Source organism: Streptomyces sp. FH025, assembly GCF_017427025.1.
Lineage (GTDB): Bacteria > Actinomycetota > Actinomycetes > Streptomycetales > Streptomycetaceae > Kitasatospora.
The window spans coordinates 1-15,249 of sequence record NZ_JAFLNG010000117.1; the positions used below are offsets into that span (position 1 = coordinate 1).

Annotated in this window: 17 protein-coding genes and 1 pseudogene; 8 read left to right on the forward strand and 10 right to left on the reverse strand. The window is 72.1% G+C overall.

What is annotated here, in order from left to right; translation table 11 throughout:
- The 4 genes from J0670_RS11620 to J0670_RS11640 all read right to left on the reverse strand — a co-directional run.
- On the reverse strand, window positions 1-180 hold a 180-nt coding region (locus J0670_RS11620), incomplete at its 3' end, for a hypothetical protein (protein ID WP_207811421.1).
- Window positions 181-324: 144 nt separating this feature from the next.
- Complete coding sequence (locus tag J0670_RS11625) at window positions 325-3,372, reverse strand: hypothetical protein (RefSeq protein WP_207811422.1); 3,048 nt, start codon at window positions 3,370-3,372, stop codon at window positions 325-327.
- A gap of 433 nt (window positions 3,373-3,805) precedes the next feature.
- Window positions 3,806-4,027 (reverse strand): DUF397 domain-containing protein, encoded by a 222-nt coding sequence (locus tag J0670_RS11635; protein WP_307806485.1) that lies wholly within the window; start codon window positions 4,025-4,027, stop codon window positions 3,806-3,808.
- Window positions 4,024-4,869, reverse strand: coding sequence for a helix-turn-helix transcriptional regulator (locus J0670_RS11640; protein WP_207811424.1), 846 nt, complete (start codon window positions 4,867-4,869; stop codon window positions 4,024-4,026). Before J0670_RS11640 ends, J0670_RS11635 begins: the two co-directional genes overlap by 4 nt.
- 307 nt (window positions 4,870-5,176) lie before the next feature.
- Between J0670_RS11640 and J0670_RS11645 the strand changes: the two genes are divergently transcribed.
- From J0670_RS11645 to J0670_RS11655, 3 genes are all read left to right on the forward strand, one after another.
- Window positions 5,177-5,569 (forward strand): ATP-binding protein, encoded by a 393-nt coding sequence (locus tag J0670_RS11645; protein ID WP_207811425.1) that lies wholly within the window; start codon window positions 5,177-5,179, stop codon window positions 5,567-5,569.
- Window positions 5,566-5,841, forward strand: coding sequence for a hypothetical protein (locus J0670_RS11650; RefSeq protein WP_207811426.1), 276 nt, complete (start codon window positions 5,566-5,568; stop codon window positions 5,839-5,841). The genes J0670_RS11645 and J0670_RS11650 overlap by 4 nt, the downstream gene beginning before the upstream one ends.
- A gap of 88 nt (window positions 5,842-5,929) precedes the next feature.
- Window positions 5,930-6,412, forward strand: coding sequence for a hypothetical protein (locus J0670_RS11655; RefSeq protein ID WP_207811427.1), 483 nt, complete (start codon window positions 5,930-5,932; stop codon window positions 6,410-6,412).
- On the opposite strand, the gene J0670_RS39120 is transcribed toward J0670_RS11655, so the two are convergent.
- Complete coding sequence (locus J0670_RS39120; RefSeq protein WP_374223089.1) at window positions 6,413-6,709, reverse strand: hypothetical protein; 297 nt, start codon at window positions 6,707-6,709, stop codon at window positions 6,413-6,415.
- Here J0670_RS39120 and J0670_RS39125 point away from each other — a divergent pair.
- A complete protein-coding gene (locus tag J0670_RS39125) occupies window positions 6,669-6,824 on the forward strand; it encodes a hypothetical protein (RefSeq protein ID WP_374223090.1) in 156 nt (51 codons plus the stop codon). The genes J0670_RS39120 and J0670_RS39125 overlap by 41 nt on opposite strands.
- 48 nt (window positions 6,825-6,872) lie before the next feature.
- Here the strand turns inward: J0670_RS39125 and J0670_RS11665 are convergent, their stop codons facing one another.
- A complete protein-coding gene (locus J0670_RS11665; protein WP_207811429.1) occupies window positions 6,873-7,304 on the reverse strand; it encodes an SRPBCC family protein in 432 nt (143 codons plus the stop codon).
- Between the two features lie 115 nt (window positions 7,305-7,419).
- Here J0670_RS11665 and J0670_RS11670 point away from each other — a divergent pair, with 115 nt between their 5' ends.
- Together J0670_RS11670 and J0670_RS11675 are read left to right on the forward strand one after the other, a co-directional pair.
- Window positions 7,420-8,058 carry an SUMF1/EgtB/PvdO family nonheme iron enzyme gene (locus J0670_RS11670; protein ID WP_207811430.1) on the forward strand — a complete coding sequence of 213 codons (639 nt, stop codon included), beginning with the start codon at window positions 7,420-7,422 and terminating at the stop codon, window positions 8,056-8,058.
- A gap of 30 nt (window positions 8,059-8,088) precedes the next feature.
- Window positions 8,089-8,610 (forward strand): GNAT family N-acetyltransferase, encoded by a 522-nt coding sequence (locus J0670_RS11675; RefSeq protein WP_207811431.1) that lies wholly within the window; start codon window positions 8,089-8,091, stop codon window positions 8,608-8,610.
- Here J0670_RS11675 and J0670_RS11680 read toward each other — a convergent pair.
- A complete protein-coding gene (locus J0670_RS11680) occupies window positions 8,607-9,533 on the reverse strand; it encodes a phosphotransferase (RefSeq protein WP_207811432.1) in 927 nt (308 codons plus the stop codon). The two genes, J0670_RS11675 and J0670_RS11680, sit on opposite strands and share 4 nt — an antisense overlap.
- A 52-nt stretch (window positions 9,534-9,585) precedes the next feature.
- Window positions 9,586-10,167, reverse strand: coding sequence for a redox-sensitive transcriptional activator SoxR (gene soxR / locus J0670_RS11685; protein ID WP_207811433.1), 582 nt, complete (start codon window positions 10,165-10,167; stop codon window positions 9,586-9,588).
- Window positions 10,168-10,224: 57 nt separating this feature from the next.
- Here soxR and J0670_RS11690 point away from each other — a divergent pair, with 57 nt between their 5' ends.
- Both J0670_RS11690 and J0670_RS11695 read left to right on the forward strand, forming a co-directional pair.
- Window positions 10,225-10,938 (forward strand): thiamine pyrophosphate-dependent enzyme, encoded by a 714-nt coding sequence (locus J0670_RS11690; RefSeq protein WP_207811434.1) that lies wholly within the window; start codon window positions 10,225-10,227, stop codon window positions 10,936-10,938.
- Between the two features lie 95 nt (window positions 10,939-11,033).
- Window positions 11,034-11,927: a transketolase family protein gene (locus J0670_RS11695; RefSeq protein ID WP_207811435.1), complete on the forward strand. Its 894-nt coding sequence runs from the start codon at window positions 11,034-11,036 to the stop codon at window positions 11,925-11,927.
- A 1-nt stretch (window position 11,928) separates the two neighbouring features.
- Here J0670_RS11695 and treZ read toward each other — a convergent pair whose 3' ends face one another.
- Together treZ and J0670_RS11705 are read right to left on the reverse strand one after the other, a co-directional pair.
- Entirely contained in the window at window positions 11,929-13,698 is a 1,770-nt protein-coding gene (gene treZ / locus J0670_RS11700) for a malto-oligosyltrehalose trehalohydrolase (RefSeq protein ID WP_207811436.1), read from the reverse strand.
- A gap of 2 nt (window positions 13,699-13,700) precedes the next feature.
- A pseudogene (locus J0670_RS11705) lies at window positions 13,701-15,249 on the reverse strand (malto-oligosyltrehalose synthase); the annotation flags it as partial.

Consider the following 15,249-nt stretch of genomic DNA (forward strand, 5'->3'; position numbering starts at 1 on the left):
GGCCAGGGTGAGGACGGCGACGGCGGTGATCGCGGTGATCGCCAGTGCCGAACCGAGCGCGATGGGCCCCCACTTGAGCCGCCACGTCCTGTCCCGCCAGCCCACCGCGGTCAGGAACAGGGCGAGGGCGGCGGCCTGGACCGTCCAGGGGAACCAGCCGTCGAGCAGGGAGACGTTCATGCGCGGAGGCTAGGGGCGAAGGATGAGAGGCTGGTGAGAGACTGGCAGTTCACTGGGAGGAAGCTGGAAGTTCTCGGGTGCGGAACCGGGCCGGGTACGGAACGGCACCGGGGGCGGTCCGCCGACCGCCCCCGGTGCACGGGTTCACAGCCGGAAGGGGTTCGCTCCCTGGCCGGCGAGCAGGTACCAGGCCGTCGCTCCGGTGTGCAAGGAGGCGTAGTAGGTGTCTCCCTCACCGGTTTTGAGCCCGTCGCTGGAGGCGGCCACGATTCCGAGTCCGTCACCGTTGGGCGCGCCGGCCTGGGCGTCCGTCAGGCTCTTCTGGAGGACGGCGGCCTTCGCGGCGTCGCCCGCCGCCCCACGGGCGTGGTAGGCCGCGAGGAGGTGGGCCGTGCCCTCGAACCAGACCTTGGAGGTGTCGGCGCGGGCGAAGCTCACGCCCCTGTACGGCCCGTCCGAGGCGGCGAGATTCTCGGCGGCCCAGTCCACGGAGCGTGAGAACGCGGGGTCGAGGGTGGCCAGGTAACTCCAGGTCTGGACGTCCTCGGGGACGCTGTCCCGGTTCTGGGTGACGCCGTCGGTTCCGGTACCGGTCCACAGGCGTCCGTCGTCCGCCTGCATGCCGCGGACGAACGCGAAGGCGTTGTTCGAGCGGTCCCGCCAGGTCTGGTCGCCCGTGAGGTCGGCCAGCATGGCGAAGAAGGCGCCGACGTCGATGTTGTGCTCGGTCGCCTTCCAGTCCTTGCGGACCATGTCGGCTCCCGTGCCGGTGGTGTCCACGTACCCGCCGGTGTAGCCGCCCAGTCCGCGGGTGTCGGCGGTGTTGGTCTGGATCCAGTTGGCGACCTTCTGGGCGCCGTCGAGGAAGCGCTGCTCGTGGGTGACGGAGTAGAGGCGGGCGAACGCCATGCCGGCCCAGGCCATGTTGCCGGTGTAGACGGAGAAGCCGCCGACGTACGGCGCACCGGTGGCGGGGGTGATGAACGGGTCGGGTTCGTAGGACGCCCGGATCCGGCCGTCGGGCACGCTGTCGTGTGCCTGGGCGTAGAGCAGGCTGTCGCCGAGGCGGGTGGCGCGGGCGACATCGCGGTTCTTCTGCTGGAGCAGGGCCGCGATGATGACGGCGTTGTCGTACGTGAACGAGGCCTGGTAGCCGGTCGTCCCGAACTCGGGGCCGGGGGCGAAGTGGCCGCCGGTGTAGCTCTGGGGAACACCGAGGCCCTGGGGCGCGTACCTGTCGTGGGCCTTGGCGAGGAAGCCGGCGGCGGAGGCCAGCGAGGCGTCCGGCGCGGGGTCGACGTACTCCGGGACCACGGCGTCCCCCGTCTCCGCGGGCGCGGGTACCGGGTCGGTGAGGCCGGTGCCCACCGGGGCCATCTCGAACCTCTGCTCGGGAGAGGAGGGGTCGCACGGCCCCATCTTCAACTGGCCGCTGACCAGCATCTGGTTGGACATCCACCAGCGGAACCCGTCGATCGCCTTGAGGCACCGGTTGTCCCTGCCCCTGAGCTGGACGATGTCCGTGTTCGGGTCGGGGTTCGGGAGATTGGCGATCTGGAACGTCCCGCCGACTTCCGGCCTCATCCGGCGCCCCGTGGTGATGTTCAGCAGGCTGTATCCGCCCTGGAGCTCCGGAGTCAGATCCCAGACGGTTCCCTGCCGGCCCGGATCGGTGGTGTGGAAGCCACCGTCTGAGTCACCGGAGGGTGAAGCGCCGTTCTGGGCGATCAGGACGACGCGGTCCGGGCGTTCGACGCCGCCGCTCCCACCGGGGGCGGCGACGGGCAGGTCCTCGGCGCGCATGTCGATCCTGACCGCGGTGTTGGACGAGGCGGTCACCGTGATCGACGCCCCCAGACTTCTCAGCGCGTCGTCGATCCCCACGAACTGGATGCCCTTGAAGCAGTAGGTGCTGGGGTCGCAGCGGAAGGCCTTTCCCACGCTGGCCGACACGATGCCGGCGGCGGTCATCGTGGGGCCGGCCGATCCCGGGACCCCGCTCCAGGCCGTGACCACCGGGCCGCCGCTGTCGCCCCGCCGACCCGCGAACGGGTTGGGATCGGCGTTGGTCACCCGCTTCTTGGCCTGCCAGCCGAGCGCGAAGTGCCTCAGCTCGGTGAGGGGCGATCCGTCGGGATTGTGTCCGCCGATCTCGACGTCGGCGAAGTAGTCCTCCGTCCGATCCGTGATCTGGAGGTTGCAGGTCTCGCCGGAACGGGAGCCCATGTTGCAGATCCAGTTGCCCTTCTGGGGCACCACGGCGCCGGTGACCCAGGCCTTCTGCTGGGCGGGGCCCGGCAGGTGGGCCGCGGGACCGGTCCAGATCCTGGGTTCGAAGGTGAAGCCCGGCATCTGGGACATGGCGGCGACGTCGACGACGGCGTTGTTCTTCAGCTTGACCTGGGGCGTCGACCGGGCCCCGAAGACGGGCCCCTCGCCGGGCGTGGCGCTCGGCCATCGCTTGTCGCCGTAGGTGACCGGGAAGCAGTGGTCCGCGGTCAGCATCGCGGCCTGACCCCCGACCTTGGCCGCGAACGCCGTACTGCATATGGGGCTGGCCATCTGGGCGCCGCCCGCGGTCGGGTCGTTGTTCCGCCCGGGGTCGGCCAGGACGACCGAAGGCTCCCCGCCCGGGGTGACCGCCACCGGCACGCCCATGGATGCCACGGCCTCCCGCAGCCGGGCGGCCTCGGCCTCCCCGCCCACCACGGACGCCGTCAGACCGCCTCCGTCCTGCGCCCGGGCCACGTTCACGAGCTGAACGTCCGCAGGGCCGGCCAGTTCCACGACTCGTGACGACGCCTCGGACAGCTCGGCCGCGGTGTGGTCGGCCGCCTTGACGACGACGGGTGCACGGCTCTGCGCGATGATCGCCTTGGCGGCCGGTGTCAGTTCGCCGTGCCAGTACACGGTCAGGTGCTTGGCCTCGGGAGCGGCGACCACGCCGGCAACGGCCTGGTCGGCGCTCTGGCCGGGCGAGTTCTGCAATGCGAAGGCGGTCTCGTTCATCCTCCCCTGCAGGTGGAGCAGTTGGTCCCAGGACATGAAAGCGGCTGGGCTGCCGTACGAGTCCGCGACCGGGGTGATGCCGGGCTCCGCCAGCACCCCCACGACGGCCGCTGCGGTGACGAACAGGACCGGCGCCCACCATCTGCCCCGGCGCCCCGCCGGGCGGCCGGTTCGGTGCCTCAACTGGAACTCCCCACTGCACTGCGGAAGTGCGTCTGCGACTGGATCACGGAAGACCGGCCACCAGACCCACCGGAATCCTCGCGACGTGGGCCCGGTCGACAGTGCCTCCCCGGAGACCTACGGACGGGACGGCTCACACCGTTCACCAGCGCGTTCGACCTCAGGGAGGAGAAGGTAGGTGGGGGGAGGAGGTGCTGCCGGTGCCGGTCCTCAGCGTTGCGCCTCCTCGCGGGCGGGACCGTCCAAGGCCCGGTGCCGGTGTTCGCGGGGGGAGAGGCCGTACGTGGTCTTGAAGGCGCGGCTGAAGTCGGAGGCGCCGGGGATGCCGCAGCGTGCGGCTATGGCGTGGACCGGCAGAGTGCGCAGCGCGGGATCGGCCAGCTCGCAGCAAAGGCTGCCCCCGCGTCGCGCGGGGGCAGCCCACGATACTGGGTCAGGTGGTGGTCGGGAACTCGCCTGCATGGATGCCGGCCACGAATGCCTGCCAGGCCTCGGGGGTGAAGCTGAGGGCCGGGCCGTGGGGGTCCTTGCTGTCGCGGACCGGGATGATGCCGGTGATGCCGTTGGCCACTTCGACGCAGTTGTCGTTCGGGTTGCTGGCGCTTGCCTTCTTCCACTGCACGGGGAGTGCGGAGGCGACAGGGAAGTGGGTCACTTGAGCGTGTCTCTCTTCTGTGTGATGAGGTTGCGCGACTGGTCGAGGTCCAGGGCGGTTGCCATGATTTCGTCGAACGCCGCCCGATAGATATCGACTTGGGCCGCGTCTTCAACCCAGTCGCTGCTGAGCATTCCGCTGAGTAGGACCAGGTCGAGGTCTCGCTGCCGAAACTCCAGGAGTGCGAACGGCCCGGTCATTCCGGGATGCGGCGGGGCCATGGCCGGCATGATCTGAATCCTGATGTTGGGAAGCTGGCTGAATTGCAACAGCTTGTCCAACTGGTCAACCATGACGCCTGGGGCGGCACTCATGCTGAGGGCGGCTTCGTGAATCACAGCCCACAGCTTCAGCGGGTTCTCGGATCGAGTGAGAACGGACTGCCTATTGATCCGGACCTCGACGCGTTCTTCGACGCTGGGCTTGTTTATGACGCCGCTGGAGATGATGGCGTGAGCGTACTGACGAGTCTGAAGTAGGCCGGGGATGTAAGCAGACTCGTATGACTTGTTGCCAACAGCGGTCTCTTCGAGGCGGATCAGATCCGTGTAGAGCGGGTTCAGTTGCTCGTAGCCCGCCATCCAGCCCGGGCGTCGTTTGTCCCGGAGGATCTCGACGAGGACTTCTTTGAGATCCTCGTCGCACTCGTAGAAGTCGAGCAGGGCTCGGACGACATCGGGCTTCAGCTGGACGCGAGCGTTCTCGTACCGACTGAGCTTCACCAGGTTGACGCCGTCGACTTGGGCGACAACCTCCTCGGCCGAGAGGTTCTTCAGCTCGCGAAGCCTCCTGAGCTCGGCGGCGATGCGCCGGTACCGCACCGCTGGCACTGCGACTGCCATCTACGTAACCCCTTCGGAACGCTCAGGGACCAGTGTGCATGCGAGTGGTGACGGTTCGCCACCACCAGAGAGAGCCTAGAGGACCCACCTTGCTCTCGGATCTGAAAGTTTTCATATTTTGACGACTTGCCTTGCGATCTGTCATGGCGATGCTCCATGCTGTGAGTAACGGAGCGCTGGCTATGTGTGACGTGCATGGCGTGTGGCTGTGGCGCACCCTCATGGGCGCTTCGTGCTGGATGCCGTACGGGCCGCCGCGTCGGCTGCTCGGCCTTCTCCACTCATGTGTATGGAAGGTGACTTCGCCATGTCTCGAAACTCCTCCACCATCTGGCTCCCCCGTAGCCGCCGCTCCTCCGCGATCGCCCGTCGGCAGGTCTCCGGCCTGCTCTCCTCCGCCCCCCACGGCGAGCGCTTCCTCGACTGCGGGCTCCTGCTCGCCTCCGAACTCGTCACCAACGCCGTCCTGCACGGCACTCCGGTCGGGCGTCTCGTCTACCTCGCCCTTGACGTCAGCCCCGACCGGCTCCGTATCGAAGTCCACGACGCCCGGGGTGACCGTCGGCCCGTCCTCGCCGCGCCCGGCCTCGACGGCGAGGCCGGGCGCGGTCTGCGAATCGTCGAATCCCTTGCCGCGCGCTGGGGTTGCTGCCCTCGTCGCCCCCTCGGCAAGATCGTCTGGTGCGAGGTGGCCGCGTGAGAGCCGATCACGAAGTCCGCGTGGAGATCCCCGGGGTGAGACCGCCGATCACCCGCACCCTCACGCCCGAGGCCCTCGAATCCATCTGGAACTCGATCTGCTTCCGCCCGATGCCCAGACCGCAGCACCAGGTCCTCGAACGCGCCCTCACCGGTCCGTGCGCCGAGCGGGACATCGTCCGCCACCTCGCCGCGAACCCGTTCTTCCTCCTCCCCTTCGGGAGCTGCGAGTTGCGCATCAGCTGGGCGAACCCCGATGGGGATCCCGCGTGATCATCTCGGAGGGCGAATCCTCTCGATAGGCGTTTCCCCTGCGTGCTAGGTTCGAACGCGTTCAAAACAACTGGGCGCAGGGGGAAGCATGGTCGTGGTGCCGGTGAGTGCGCGGTGGCTGTCCGGGATGGGGATCGTGGTGTTCCTGGTCCCCGTGGTGTCGATGGTGGCGGCGCTCGGGCCCGACGGGGCAGCCGTGTACGTCTTCGGGCTGGTCTGTGCGGTCGCCTGTGCCGTACCGGCCTTCTTCCGCCACCGGAACCGCTTCCGCGTCGCCTGCGCGGCCGCCGGTATGGGGATTGCTGCCATATCGGTGCCGCTGGGGCTCGTGGGGATTCTGTTCCTGGTGCTGGACCAGGCGTGGATCTTCTACCTGGCCTTCCTCTCCCTGCCGACCGCCGCGATCGCCGGACTGATCGCCGGTTTCCAGCGGGCCCGGGGTCAGGAGTGTGGGCGGCGGGCGGCCGTGGTCGCGTGGGTGCTCGCGGCAGTCACGGTGATCGGCTGGGGGTTCATCACCGTCCACGCACTGACCTGGGAACCGCCGCTCAGCTCGCGGAGCAGCTGGTAGTCACATCGCCGGGAAGATCCGCTGCACCGCCGCGACGATGGCCGCCCGCCGCTCGGCCACGTACGCGACGCGCTCCTTCGGCGGCAGGGCGGCGCCGAGGTCCGGCTGCCCGGCCCAGGAGGTGGCGAGTTGGCTGACGAAGGTGATGACGTCGCGCGGATCCCAGGCCGGGTCCAGGTGGCCCGCCTCCTGGGCCCTGCGCACCTGCTCGACCGCCCTCGCCTGGCTGCTCGCCCGAGGTGAGCACATCGTCCCGATCCCGGGCACCCGCAGCCCGCGCCGGGTCGAGGAGAACACGGCCGCCGCCTCCGTGCGCCTCGACGGGGCGGACCTCGCAGCGATCCACGAGATCCTGCCCACCGGCGGCTTCGGCGCCCGCTACGCCGAGGGGCGCCTGCCCAACTGGATCTGATCGGTACCGCCCGCTGAACGGGCTTGGAGGCACCGCCCGCCAGGCCCGTCAGCGCGCGAAGTGTGAGCGCAGGGCGGCCAGGCCCGCCGTGAAGACGCCGTTCAGCCGGTCGGCGGTCGCCTCGCGCTGCTCGGCCTCGACGTCGTAACTCGCGCTCCACTCCACGAAACTGGCGCCGAGCTCGGTGACCGGGAGGACGCGCAGGGTGGCCCGGTAGTGGTCCATCCCGGAGGTGCCGTCGGGGAAGCTGTACGTATAGCTGCGGGCCTCGTCGTCGTAGGCGACCAGGGTCTCGTGCAGCACCCCGGCGTCGAGCTCGAACAACCGCACCGAGCCGATCGTGTTGCCCGTCAGTTCGTTGCCGAGCCGGCTCGGCGGGAGGCCGGGGTGCCAGGAGCCGAGGGCGTGGAAGTCCCCGATCAGCTCCCACACCCGCTCGGCCGGAGCCTCCACCACCGTGCTGACCGTCGTGCCCGCCATGGCCGTTGCCGCCTTTCGCCCGCTCGTCCGCGTGGTCGGGCACCATCCTGGCGCCGCGCCGGGCACGGGTGCCAGGGGACGCGCGGGCGGCGCGGGAATCGTAGGATCGCCGATCATGGACACCAGCACCGGAATGATCGCCGTTCCGCCCGGCCGCGTGACGCTCTCCGACCGCCGTACACAGCGGAGTTGGAGCGTCGAGGTGGCCCCGTACCTGCTGGCGTCCTGTCCGGTCACCCGCGAGCGGTACGAGGGCCTCGCGGGCGACCGCCGGCCCGCGCACAGCGTCTCCTGGCTCGACGCCGTCCACCACTGCAACTCGCTGTCCCGCGGCGAAGGTCTCAAGCCCGCCTACGCCGTGGACGGCGAGGAGGTCGCCTGGGACCGCGACGCCGACGGCTACCGGCTGCCCACCGAAGCCGAGTGGGAACACGCCTGCCGAGCCGGAACGGACGGGCCCCGCTACGGCGAACTGGACGAGATCGCCTGGCACCGCGGCAACTCGCGGGAACGCCCGCACGAGGTGGGCGAGCTGCTCCCCAACGCCTTCGGGCTGTACGACCTGCTCGGCAACGTGTGGGAATGGTGCTGGGACCTCTACGACCCCGAGGTGTACGGCAGTTACCGCGTCCTGCGCGGTGGCGGCTGGTTCGACGAGCACTGGAGCTGCCGCGCCTCCGTCCGCCGCCGCAGCCACCCCACCCTGCGGATCGACGACGTGGGGTTCCGGGTCGCGCGGTCGATATCCGGTTGAACGCGGCCCGTCCGTGTCTAGGGTGATCGAATGAGCGAAGAGACGGTATCCCTGCGCCCGATAGCCGAAGCCGACCTCCCGGCCTTCAGCGAGCTGGTGAACGACCCGGAGGCGATGGGCGAGTTCCAGTGGTACGGCTGGAGGGATCCTGACCGGTTCCGCCGCCGGTGGGCCGAGCACGGGCTGCTGAGCGACGAGCAGTGGGTGTTCGCGGTCACTGTTGGCGGCGAGTTCCTCGGCTTCGTCGCCGCCACCCGGAAGGATGTGCGACCGACCGCACGGTACTGGAGCATCGGCGTGCAGTTGCTCCCGGGGGCGCGCGGGCGGGGGATCGGCACAGAGGCCCAACGGCTCCTGGTGGACTACCTGTTCGCGCACACCCCGGTGATGAGGGTGGAAGCGGACACCGAGACCGGCAACCTCGCCGAGCAGCGCGTCCTGGAGAAGCTCGGCTTCACCCGCGAGGGCGTGCACCGGGCGGTGACCTTCCGCGACGGTGCCTGGCGAGACATGGTCTTCTACAGCCTGTTGCGCACCGACCCCAGGCCCTAGGAAACCCCGAACCACTCCTCCGCCAGGGCGTCCAGCGTCCGCGCGACAGGCTTCAACTCCCGCAGATACCACGGCAGATCGCTGTACACGTGCAGCAGCGTGTACGCCATCAGCAGGCGGGGGTCGAAGGGGCGGCCGTAGGCGGTGAGCAGCCGGCCGAGCAGGCGGGGGTCGGCGCGGGTGGTGAAGAGGCCGACGGCGACCAGGTCGTAGGCCGGGTCGCCGATCATCGCGGGCTCGAAGTCGATCAGACCGGTGAGGCGCCAGCCGGCGGCCGGATCGGCGATCAGGTGCTCGCGCATGAACTCGGTGTGCAGCAGGGAGAGTTGCGGGGCGCTGCGGGGGAGTGGCGCGGCGGCCAGGAAGTCCGGGATCTGCTCCAGCCAGGCCTCGGACAGGCCGCGCCGGCGCTGCCGGTCGACGGCGCCGGCCTGCTGACCGGCCAGGAAGGCGGGCCAGTCGCCGGGGCCGAGGAGGTCGGCGAGCGGCCGCGCGTCGAGGGCGTGCAGGGCGGCGAGCGCCTCGCCGCAGCCGTGGGCGATCCGCTCACGGTCGGGCCGGGGAACGCGCGGCCAGGCGGGGGCGAGGCCCTCGCCGTGGAGGCGGGACATCAGGACGTAGCGCCAGCCGTTGACGTACTCGCCGGCCGCCCGGACGGACGGGGTGGGGATCGGCAGCGCGCCCTCGACCGCGCCGAGGACGCGCTCCTCGATGCGGCCGTCCCGGGCGCTGAGGGCCGGGAACAGCTTGAGTACGTGGGCGTCGCCCACCGCGTAGACGGGGACGGAGCCTTCGGCGAAGCGCTCCAGCGGCAGGCCGCCGACGCCCAGTTGCCGGCAGAGCGCCTCGGCGCCGGGGCGCATCACCGACTCGTCCGGGACGACCGCGTCCCACTGCGCGTCCGTCTCCACCGCAGGCAGCATGGCCGTACGGTACGCAGACCAACGGCCTTGCAGCAAAGGGGTTTCCGGTCCTTCAGTGTTCGGCGGGCCGACTGCCGCAACCGTCCCCGACGGCCGTGGGGACCGGCTCGGGCCCGGTGGCCGGGTCGCGGGTGAGCAGGTAGCGGGCGCCGGGGCCGGCCTGGGCGGCGCGGTCCTCGGCGTTGTAGAGGGCGCAGCGGGTGAGCGAGAGGCAGCCGCAGCCGATGCAGCCGGTGAGCTTGGCCTTGAGCCGTTCGAGTTCGGCGATCTGTTCGTCGATCCGGCTCTGCCAGGACGAGGCGACCTGGTCCCACTCGGTGCCGCTGGGGGCGGGACGCTCGGGCAGCCGGTCGAGGGCGACCTTGGCCTCGTCCAGGGAGAGGCCGACCCGCTGGGCGGCCCGGACGAAGGCGATCCGGCGCAGCGTGCCGCGGGTGTAGCGGCGCTGGCCGCCGCCGGTGCGGGTGGCGTGGATGAGGCCGAGGCTCTCGTAGTAGCGCAGGGCCGAGGCGGCGAGCCCGCTGCGGGCGGAGAGCTGGCCGATGCTGAGCAGGTCGCTGGTGCGCGGGCCGGGAGTCTGCGGGCCGGTAGTGCGCGGGCCGGGCGTGCGGCCGCCGTCGGGTATCGCGGTCATGGGCACCCACTGTAGCCGCTTGACCTCAAGTCGGCTTTAAGTTGCACCATCGTGGCCATGACGACGAACGCGACCGCCAACACCGCGACCGGCACCCGCTTCGAGGACCTTCCCGCCCTGATGAGCCTGATGACCGGCGACGAGAAGCACGGCCCCGCCGCCACCTCCACCCTGGACGCGCTCTGGGTGCTGTACGACCGGGTGCTGCGGGTGGCCCCGGACACCGCCGACGCGCAGGACCGTGACCGGTTCCTGCTCTCCAAGGGCCACGGCCCGATGGCGTACTACGCGGTGCTGGCCGCCAAGGGCTTCATCGACCCGGCCGTCCTGCCGAGCTTCGGCGGCTACGACTCGCCGCTCGGCCACCACCCGGACCGCACGCTGGTCCCCGGCGTGGAGATCGGCTCCGGCTCGCTCGGGCACGGCCTGCCGCTGGCCGTCGGCACCGCGCTCGGGCTGCGGGCGCAGGGGCTCGCGGATCCGGCGGTGTGGGTGCTGGTCGGCGACGCGGAGTTCGACGAGGGCTCCAACGCCGAGGCGGTGGCCTTCGCCGGGGCCTACGGGCTGGACCGGCTGCACGTGGTGGTGATCGACAACTCCTCGGCCACGCACGGCTGGCAGGGCGGCCTCGCGCAGCGCTTCGCGGCCGAGGGGTGGTCGAGCGCGACGGTGGACGGCCGCGACCACGAGGCGCTGTACCGCGCCTACACCGCGGAGCACCCGGGCCGCCCGCACGTGGTGGTCGCCCGGGTCGAGCCCAAGGAGTACTGAGCACCCCGGCGCGCCCCGTACGCTCCCAGCGCGCCCTGAGCACCCCCGAGCGCCCCCAGCACGCCAAGCAGACCGCAACGAAAGGCACTTCACCGATGGACACCATGCGCGACCGCTTCGTCGACGTCACCGGCCGCCTGCTGGACGAGGACCCCCGGCTGGCCCTGGTGCTCGCCGACATCACCGCGGCCGCCTTCGCCCCGGCCCAGGAGCGCCACCCCGACCGGGTGGTCAACGTCGGCATCCGCGAACAGCTGCTGATCGGCGCGGCCGGCGGCCTGGCGCTCACCGGAATGCGTCCGATCGCCCACACCTTCGCCAGTTTCCTGATCGAACGGCCCTTCGAGCAGGTCAAGTTGGACCTGGTCCACCAGGGCGTCGGCGCCGTCCTGGTGAGCGCCGCCGGTTCGTACGACTGGCCGGCCGGTGGCCGTACCCACATGTCCCCGGGTGACGTGGCCCTGCTGGACACCCTGCCGGACTGGACGGTCCACGTCCCCGGCCACCCGGACGAGGCCGAGCAACTGCTGCGCCACGCCTACGCGGACGGCGACCGCAACGTGTACGTCCGGCTCTCGGCGCACCAGAACGCGGCCCCGGTGGCGGTCGAGCCGGGCCGCTTCACGACCGTCCGCACCGGTTCGCGCGGCGTGGTGCTCGCCGTCGGCCCGATGCTGGACGCGGTGCTGGCCGCCACCGAGGGCCTGGACGTCACCGTGCTGTACGCGACGACGGTGCGCCCCTTCGACGGTGCCGGGCTGCGTGCGGCGCTCGGTGACCGGGCGGACGTGGTGCTGGTCGAGCCGTACCTGGCGGGCACCTCCGCCAACGAGGCGCACGCGGCGCTCGCCGACCGCTCGCACCGGGTGCTGGGCCTGGGCGTGCCGCGCGAGGAGCACCGGCACTACGGCTCGATCCCGGAGCACCTGGCCGCGTACGGGCTGGACGCGGCCTCGCTGAAGGAGCGGATCAGCACCTTCCTCTGGTGAGCTACACGGCGACCCCGGCGACCCCGGCGACCACGGCGACCACGGCCACCGCGTCCGCCGCCAGCCGCACCGCCGCCCCCTCCAGCGCCGCCGCCCCGAAGGCCGCCACCACCTCGCGCCCGGCGGCCCCCAGCGGCAGCGCGGCCTCGCCCGGCCCGAGGTTGACCGCGACCCGGTAGGGCCCCCGGTGCACCACCAGCCAGCCGGCCGCCTCGTCGTACGCGACCCGCACCGCGCCCAGGTCCGGGTCGGAGAGCTCGGGCCGTTCGCGCCGCAGCCGGAGCAACGTCCGGTACCAGTCGAGGAGTTCGGCGTGCGGGGCGCGCCGCGGTTCGGTCCAGTCGAGGACGGAGCGCAGCACGGTGGCCGGCTCCTGCGGGTCCGGCACGGCCTCGGCGGCCCAGCCGTGCTCGGCGAACTCCCGCCGCCGGCCCTGCCGGACGGCCTCGGCCAGGTCGGGGTCGGTGTGGTCGGTGAAGTACTGCCAGGGGGTGGAGGCGCCCCACTCCTCGCCCATGAACAGCATCGGGGTGAACGGCGAGGTGAGCACCAGCGCGGCGCCGCAGGCGAGCCGACCGGTGGGCAGGCTGGTGGAGATCCGGTCGCCGAGCGCCCGGTTGCCGACCTGGTCGTGGGTCTGGAGGTAGCCGAGCAGCCGGTGGCCTTCCGAAGCCCCTTCCGAAGCCGGGAACGGCCGGCCGTGGCTGCGCCCCCGGAAGGAGGACCAGGTGCCGTCGTGGAAGAAGCCGCGCCGCAGCGCCTTGGCCACGGCGGCGAGCGGCTCGCGCGCGAAGTCCTCGTAGTAGCCGTGGGATTCACCGGTGAGCGCGCAGTGCAGGGCGTGATGGAAGTCGTCGCTCCACTGGGCGGTGAGGCCCTGTCCGCCGGCCTCGCGGGCGGCGGTGGTGCGCGGGGTGTTGCGGTCGGACTCGGCGATCAGGAACAGCGGCCGGTTCGTCGCCACCGCCAACTTCTCGACCCGGTAAGAGAGTTCCTCCAGGAAGTGGACCGCCCGGTCGTCCGCGAGGGCGTGCACGGCGTCCAGCCGCAGGCCGTCGATCCGGTAGTCGCGCAGCCAGGCGAGCGCGCTGCCGATCAGGTAGGCGCGCACCTCGTCCGATCCGGGCGCGTCCAGGTTGACGGCCGAGCCCCACGGGGTGTGGTGCCGGTCGGTGAAGTACGGGCCGTAGGACGGCAGGTGGTTGCCGGAGGGGCCGAGGTGGTTGTGCACCACGTCCAGGACCACCCCGAGGCCCTTGCGGTGCGCGGCGTCCACGAAGCGCTTGAGCCCCTCGGGCCCGCCGTACGGCTGGTGGACGGCCCACGGCGACACCCCGTCGTAGCCCCAGCCGTGCTTGCCGGGGAACGGGCAGACCGGCATCAGCTCGACGAAGTCCACGCCCAACTCGACCAGGTGGTCCAGGTGTTCGGCGGCGGCGTCGAAGGTGCCGCGGGCGGTGAAGGTGCCGATGTGCAGCTCGTAGAGCACCGAGCCGGGCAGGGCGCGGCCGCGCCAGCCGGTCCGCGACCAGCGGAAGGCCGCGTGGTCCACCGCCCGGCTGGGGCCGTCGGGGCCGTGCGGCTGCCAGGGCGAGCGCGGGTCGGGCAGCGGCGGGCCGCCGTCGAGGCGGAAGGCGTAGTCGCCCTCCGGCGCCTCGCCGGCCCACCAGCCGTCCCGCTCGGGGCAGCGGCTCAACTCGTGGTCGAAACCGTCGACTCGGACGGCGACGCGAGAAGTCGCGTACGGCGCCCACACCTCGTACCGCGGCATGCTCAGCCCCTCCTCGTCAGCAGTGCCACCGGGAGCTCCGCCAGCAGCCGGGCCACCGGCACCGGCCCGGCGGGGACCTCGCGCAGGGTCAGCTCGTCCGTCCAGGGGCCGCCCGCCGGCAGCTCCAGCACGGTGTCGCGCCAGCCGCCCGCCCGCTCCAGCCCGTACGGCAGCCGGGTGACGGCGGTGACCACGTCCTCGCCGCGGGCGAAGGCCAGCAGGTGGTCGGGGGCGGCCAGCGGCCGGTACCGGCCGAGCGGGCGGGAGCGGCGCAGGTGCAGGGCGGTGGCGGTGAGGTGCAGCTTCTCCCGGGCGAGGTCGCCGGTGCGCGGGGCGGCCGCGTCGGTGAGCCGGACGGCGAGCGCGCCGAAGTCCACCACGCCCCGGTTGTCCGGGTCGACCAGGGTGTACAGCGGCTCCTCGCCGCCCTGGTAGAGGTCCGGCACACCCGGGACGGTCAGGTGCAGCAGCGCGGCGGCCAGGGTGTTGGCGCGGGCGTACGGCGCGAGCGCGTGCACCATGCCCTCGATCCGGGGGAGCAGCCCGGGGTTGTCGTAGACGGAGCGGGCCCGCTCCTCCAGGGCCCGCTCGTAGGGGAGGTCGGGCGCGGTCCAGGAGGTGCGCAGCTTGGCCTCCCGGGCGGACTTGAGCAGGGCGGCGACCAGCCGGTCCGGGGTGATCGGCCAGGCGGCGACGAGGGTGTGCCAGAGCAGCCAGTCGGCGTCCCGGTCGAATCCGGGGCCCGCGGCGGTGGACCAGGCGGCGGCCTCGGCGGCCCAGGCGTCGGGCTGCTCGGCGAGGACGGCCAGCCGGGCCCGGGCGTCGGCGCTGCGCTTGGTGTCGTGGGTGGAGAGCACGGTCATGCTGTGCGGCCAGGCGCGCTCCAGGTACCGGCACCAGTCGTGGAACTCGGCCGGGTGCAGCCCGGGCCGGGCCGGATCGCCGCCGACCTCGTTGAGGCCGGGCAGCGCGTTCCAGCGGTAGAAGGCGGTGTCCTCGACGCCCTTGGCGGCCACCGCGGCGGCGGTCTGGGCGAAGCGCACGCAGAACTCGTCCCGGTCCGGGCCGCGGCCCAGCCCGCCGAGGGCCAGGGCGGCGACCAGGCGCTCGGTCGGGTCGTCGGAGCCGTCCAGGGCGGCCCGCAGCTGCTGCTCCGAGGCGGTCGGCACGGGCTCGCCGGGGCGCACGTACGGCCGGTACGCCGGGTAGTCGGCGAGCAGCCGGCGCAGCGCGGCGCGCAGCTGCCAGGGCGCGTGGTCGGCGTGCTCGGGGCTGGCGGCGCCGATCCGCAGCGCGATCCGCACCAGCCGTTCGACCTCGGCGGCCAGTTCGCCGCCGGGCCCGGTCAGGTCGGAGCGGCCGCGCCGGGCGGCGGCGATCGCCGGGTGGGGGTCCCGACACAGGTCGCGGACGGGCCCGCCGTGCAGGAAGGACTCGTACGCCCCGGCGAGCCGGCAGGCGCCGGCGTGGTCGATGAGCACGCCGTCGATGCGGCGCAGCGCGTCGTAGCCCGTGGTGCCGGCGACCGGCCAGTCCTCGGGCAGCCGCTCC

Excerpts from the sequence above, each read along its gene's own strand:
- J0670_RS11670 (WP_207811430.1), top strand. The coding sequence starts at position 7,420 with ATGGACACCAGCACCGGAATGATCGCCGTTCCGCCCGGCCGCGTGACG.
- soxR (WP_207811433.1), bottom strand. The coding sequence starts at position 10,167 with ATGACCGCGATACCCGACGGCGGCCGCACGCCCGGCCCGCGCACTACC.
- J0670_RS11690 (WP_207811434.1), top strand. The coding sequence starts at position 10,225 with ATGACGACGAACGCGACCGCCAACACCGCGACCGGCACCCGCTTCGAG.
- J0670_RS11675 (WP_207811431.1), top strand. The coding sequence starts at position 8,089 with ATGAGCGAAGAGACGGTATCCCTGCGCCCGATAGCCGAAGCCGACCTC.
- J0670_RS11695 (WP_207811435.1), top strand. The coding sequence starts at position 11,034 with ATGGACACCATGCGCGACCGCTTCGTCGACGTCACCGGCCGCCTGCTG.
- treZ (WP_207811436.1), bottom strand. The coding sequence starts at position 13,698 with ATGCCGCGGTACGAGGTGTGGGCGCCGTACGCGACTTCTCGCGTCGCC.
- J0670_RS11640 (WP_207811424.1), bottom strand. The coding sequence starts at position 4,869 with ATGGCAGTCGCAGTGCCAGCGGTGCGGTACCGGCGCATCGCCGCCGAG.
- J0670_RS11645 (WP_207811425.1), top strand. The coding sequence starts at position 5,177 with ATGTCTCGAAACTCCTCCACCATCTGGCTCCCCCGTAGCCGCCGCTCC.
- J0670_RS11665 (WP_207811429.1), bottom strand. The coding sequence starts at position 7,304 with ATGGCGGGCACGACGGTCAGCACGGTGGTGGAGGCTCCGGCCGAGCGG.
- J0670_RS11655 (WP_207811427.1), top strand. The coding sequence starts at position 5,930 with ATGGTCGTGGTGCCGGTGAGTGCGCGGTGGCTGTCCGGGATGGGGATC.
- J0670_RS11680 (WP_207811432.1), bottom strand. The coding sequence starts at position 9,533 with ATGCTGCCTGCGGTGGAGACGGACGCGCAGTGGGACGCGGTCGTCCCG.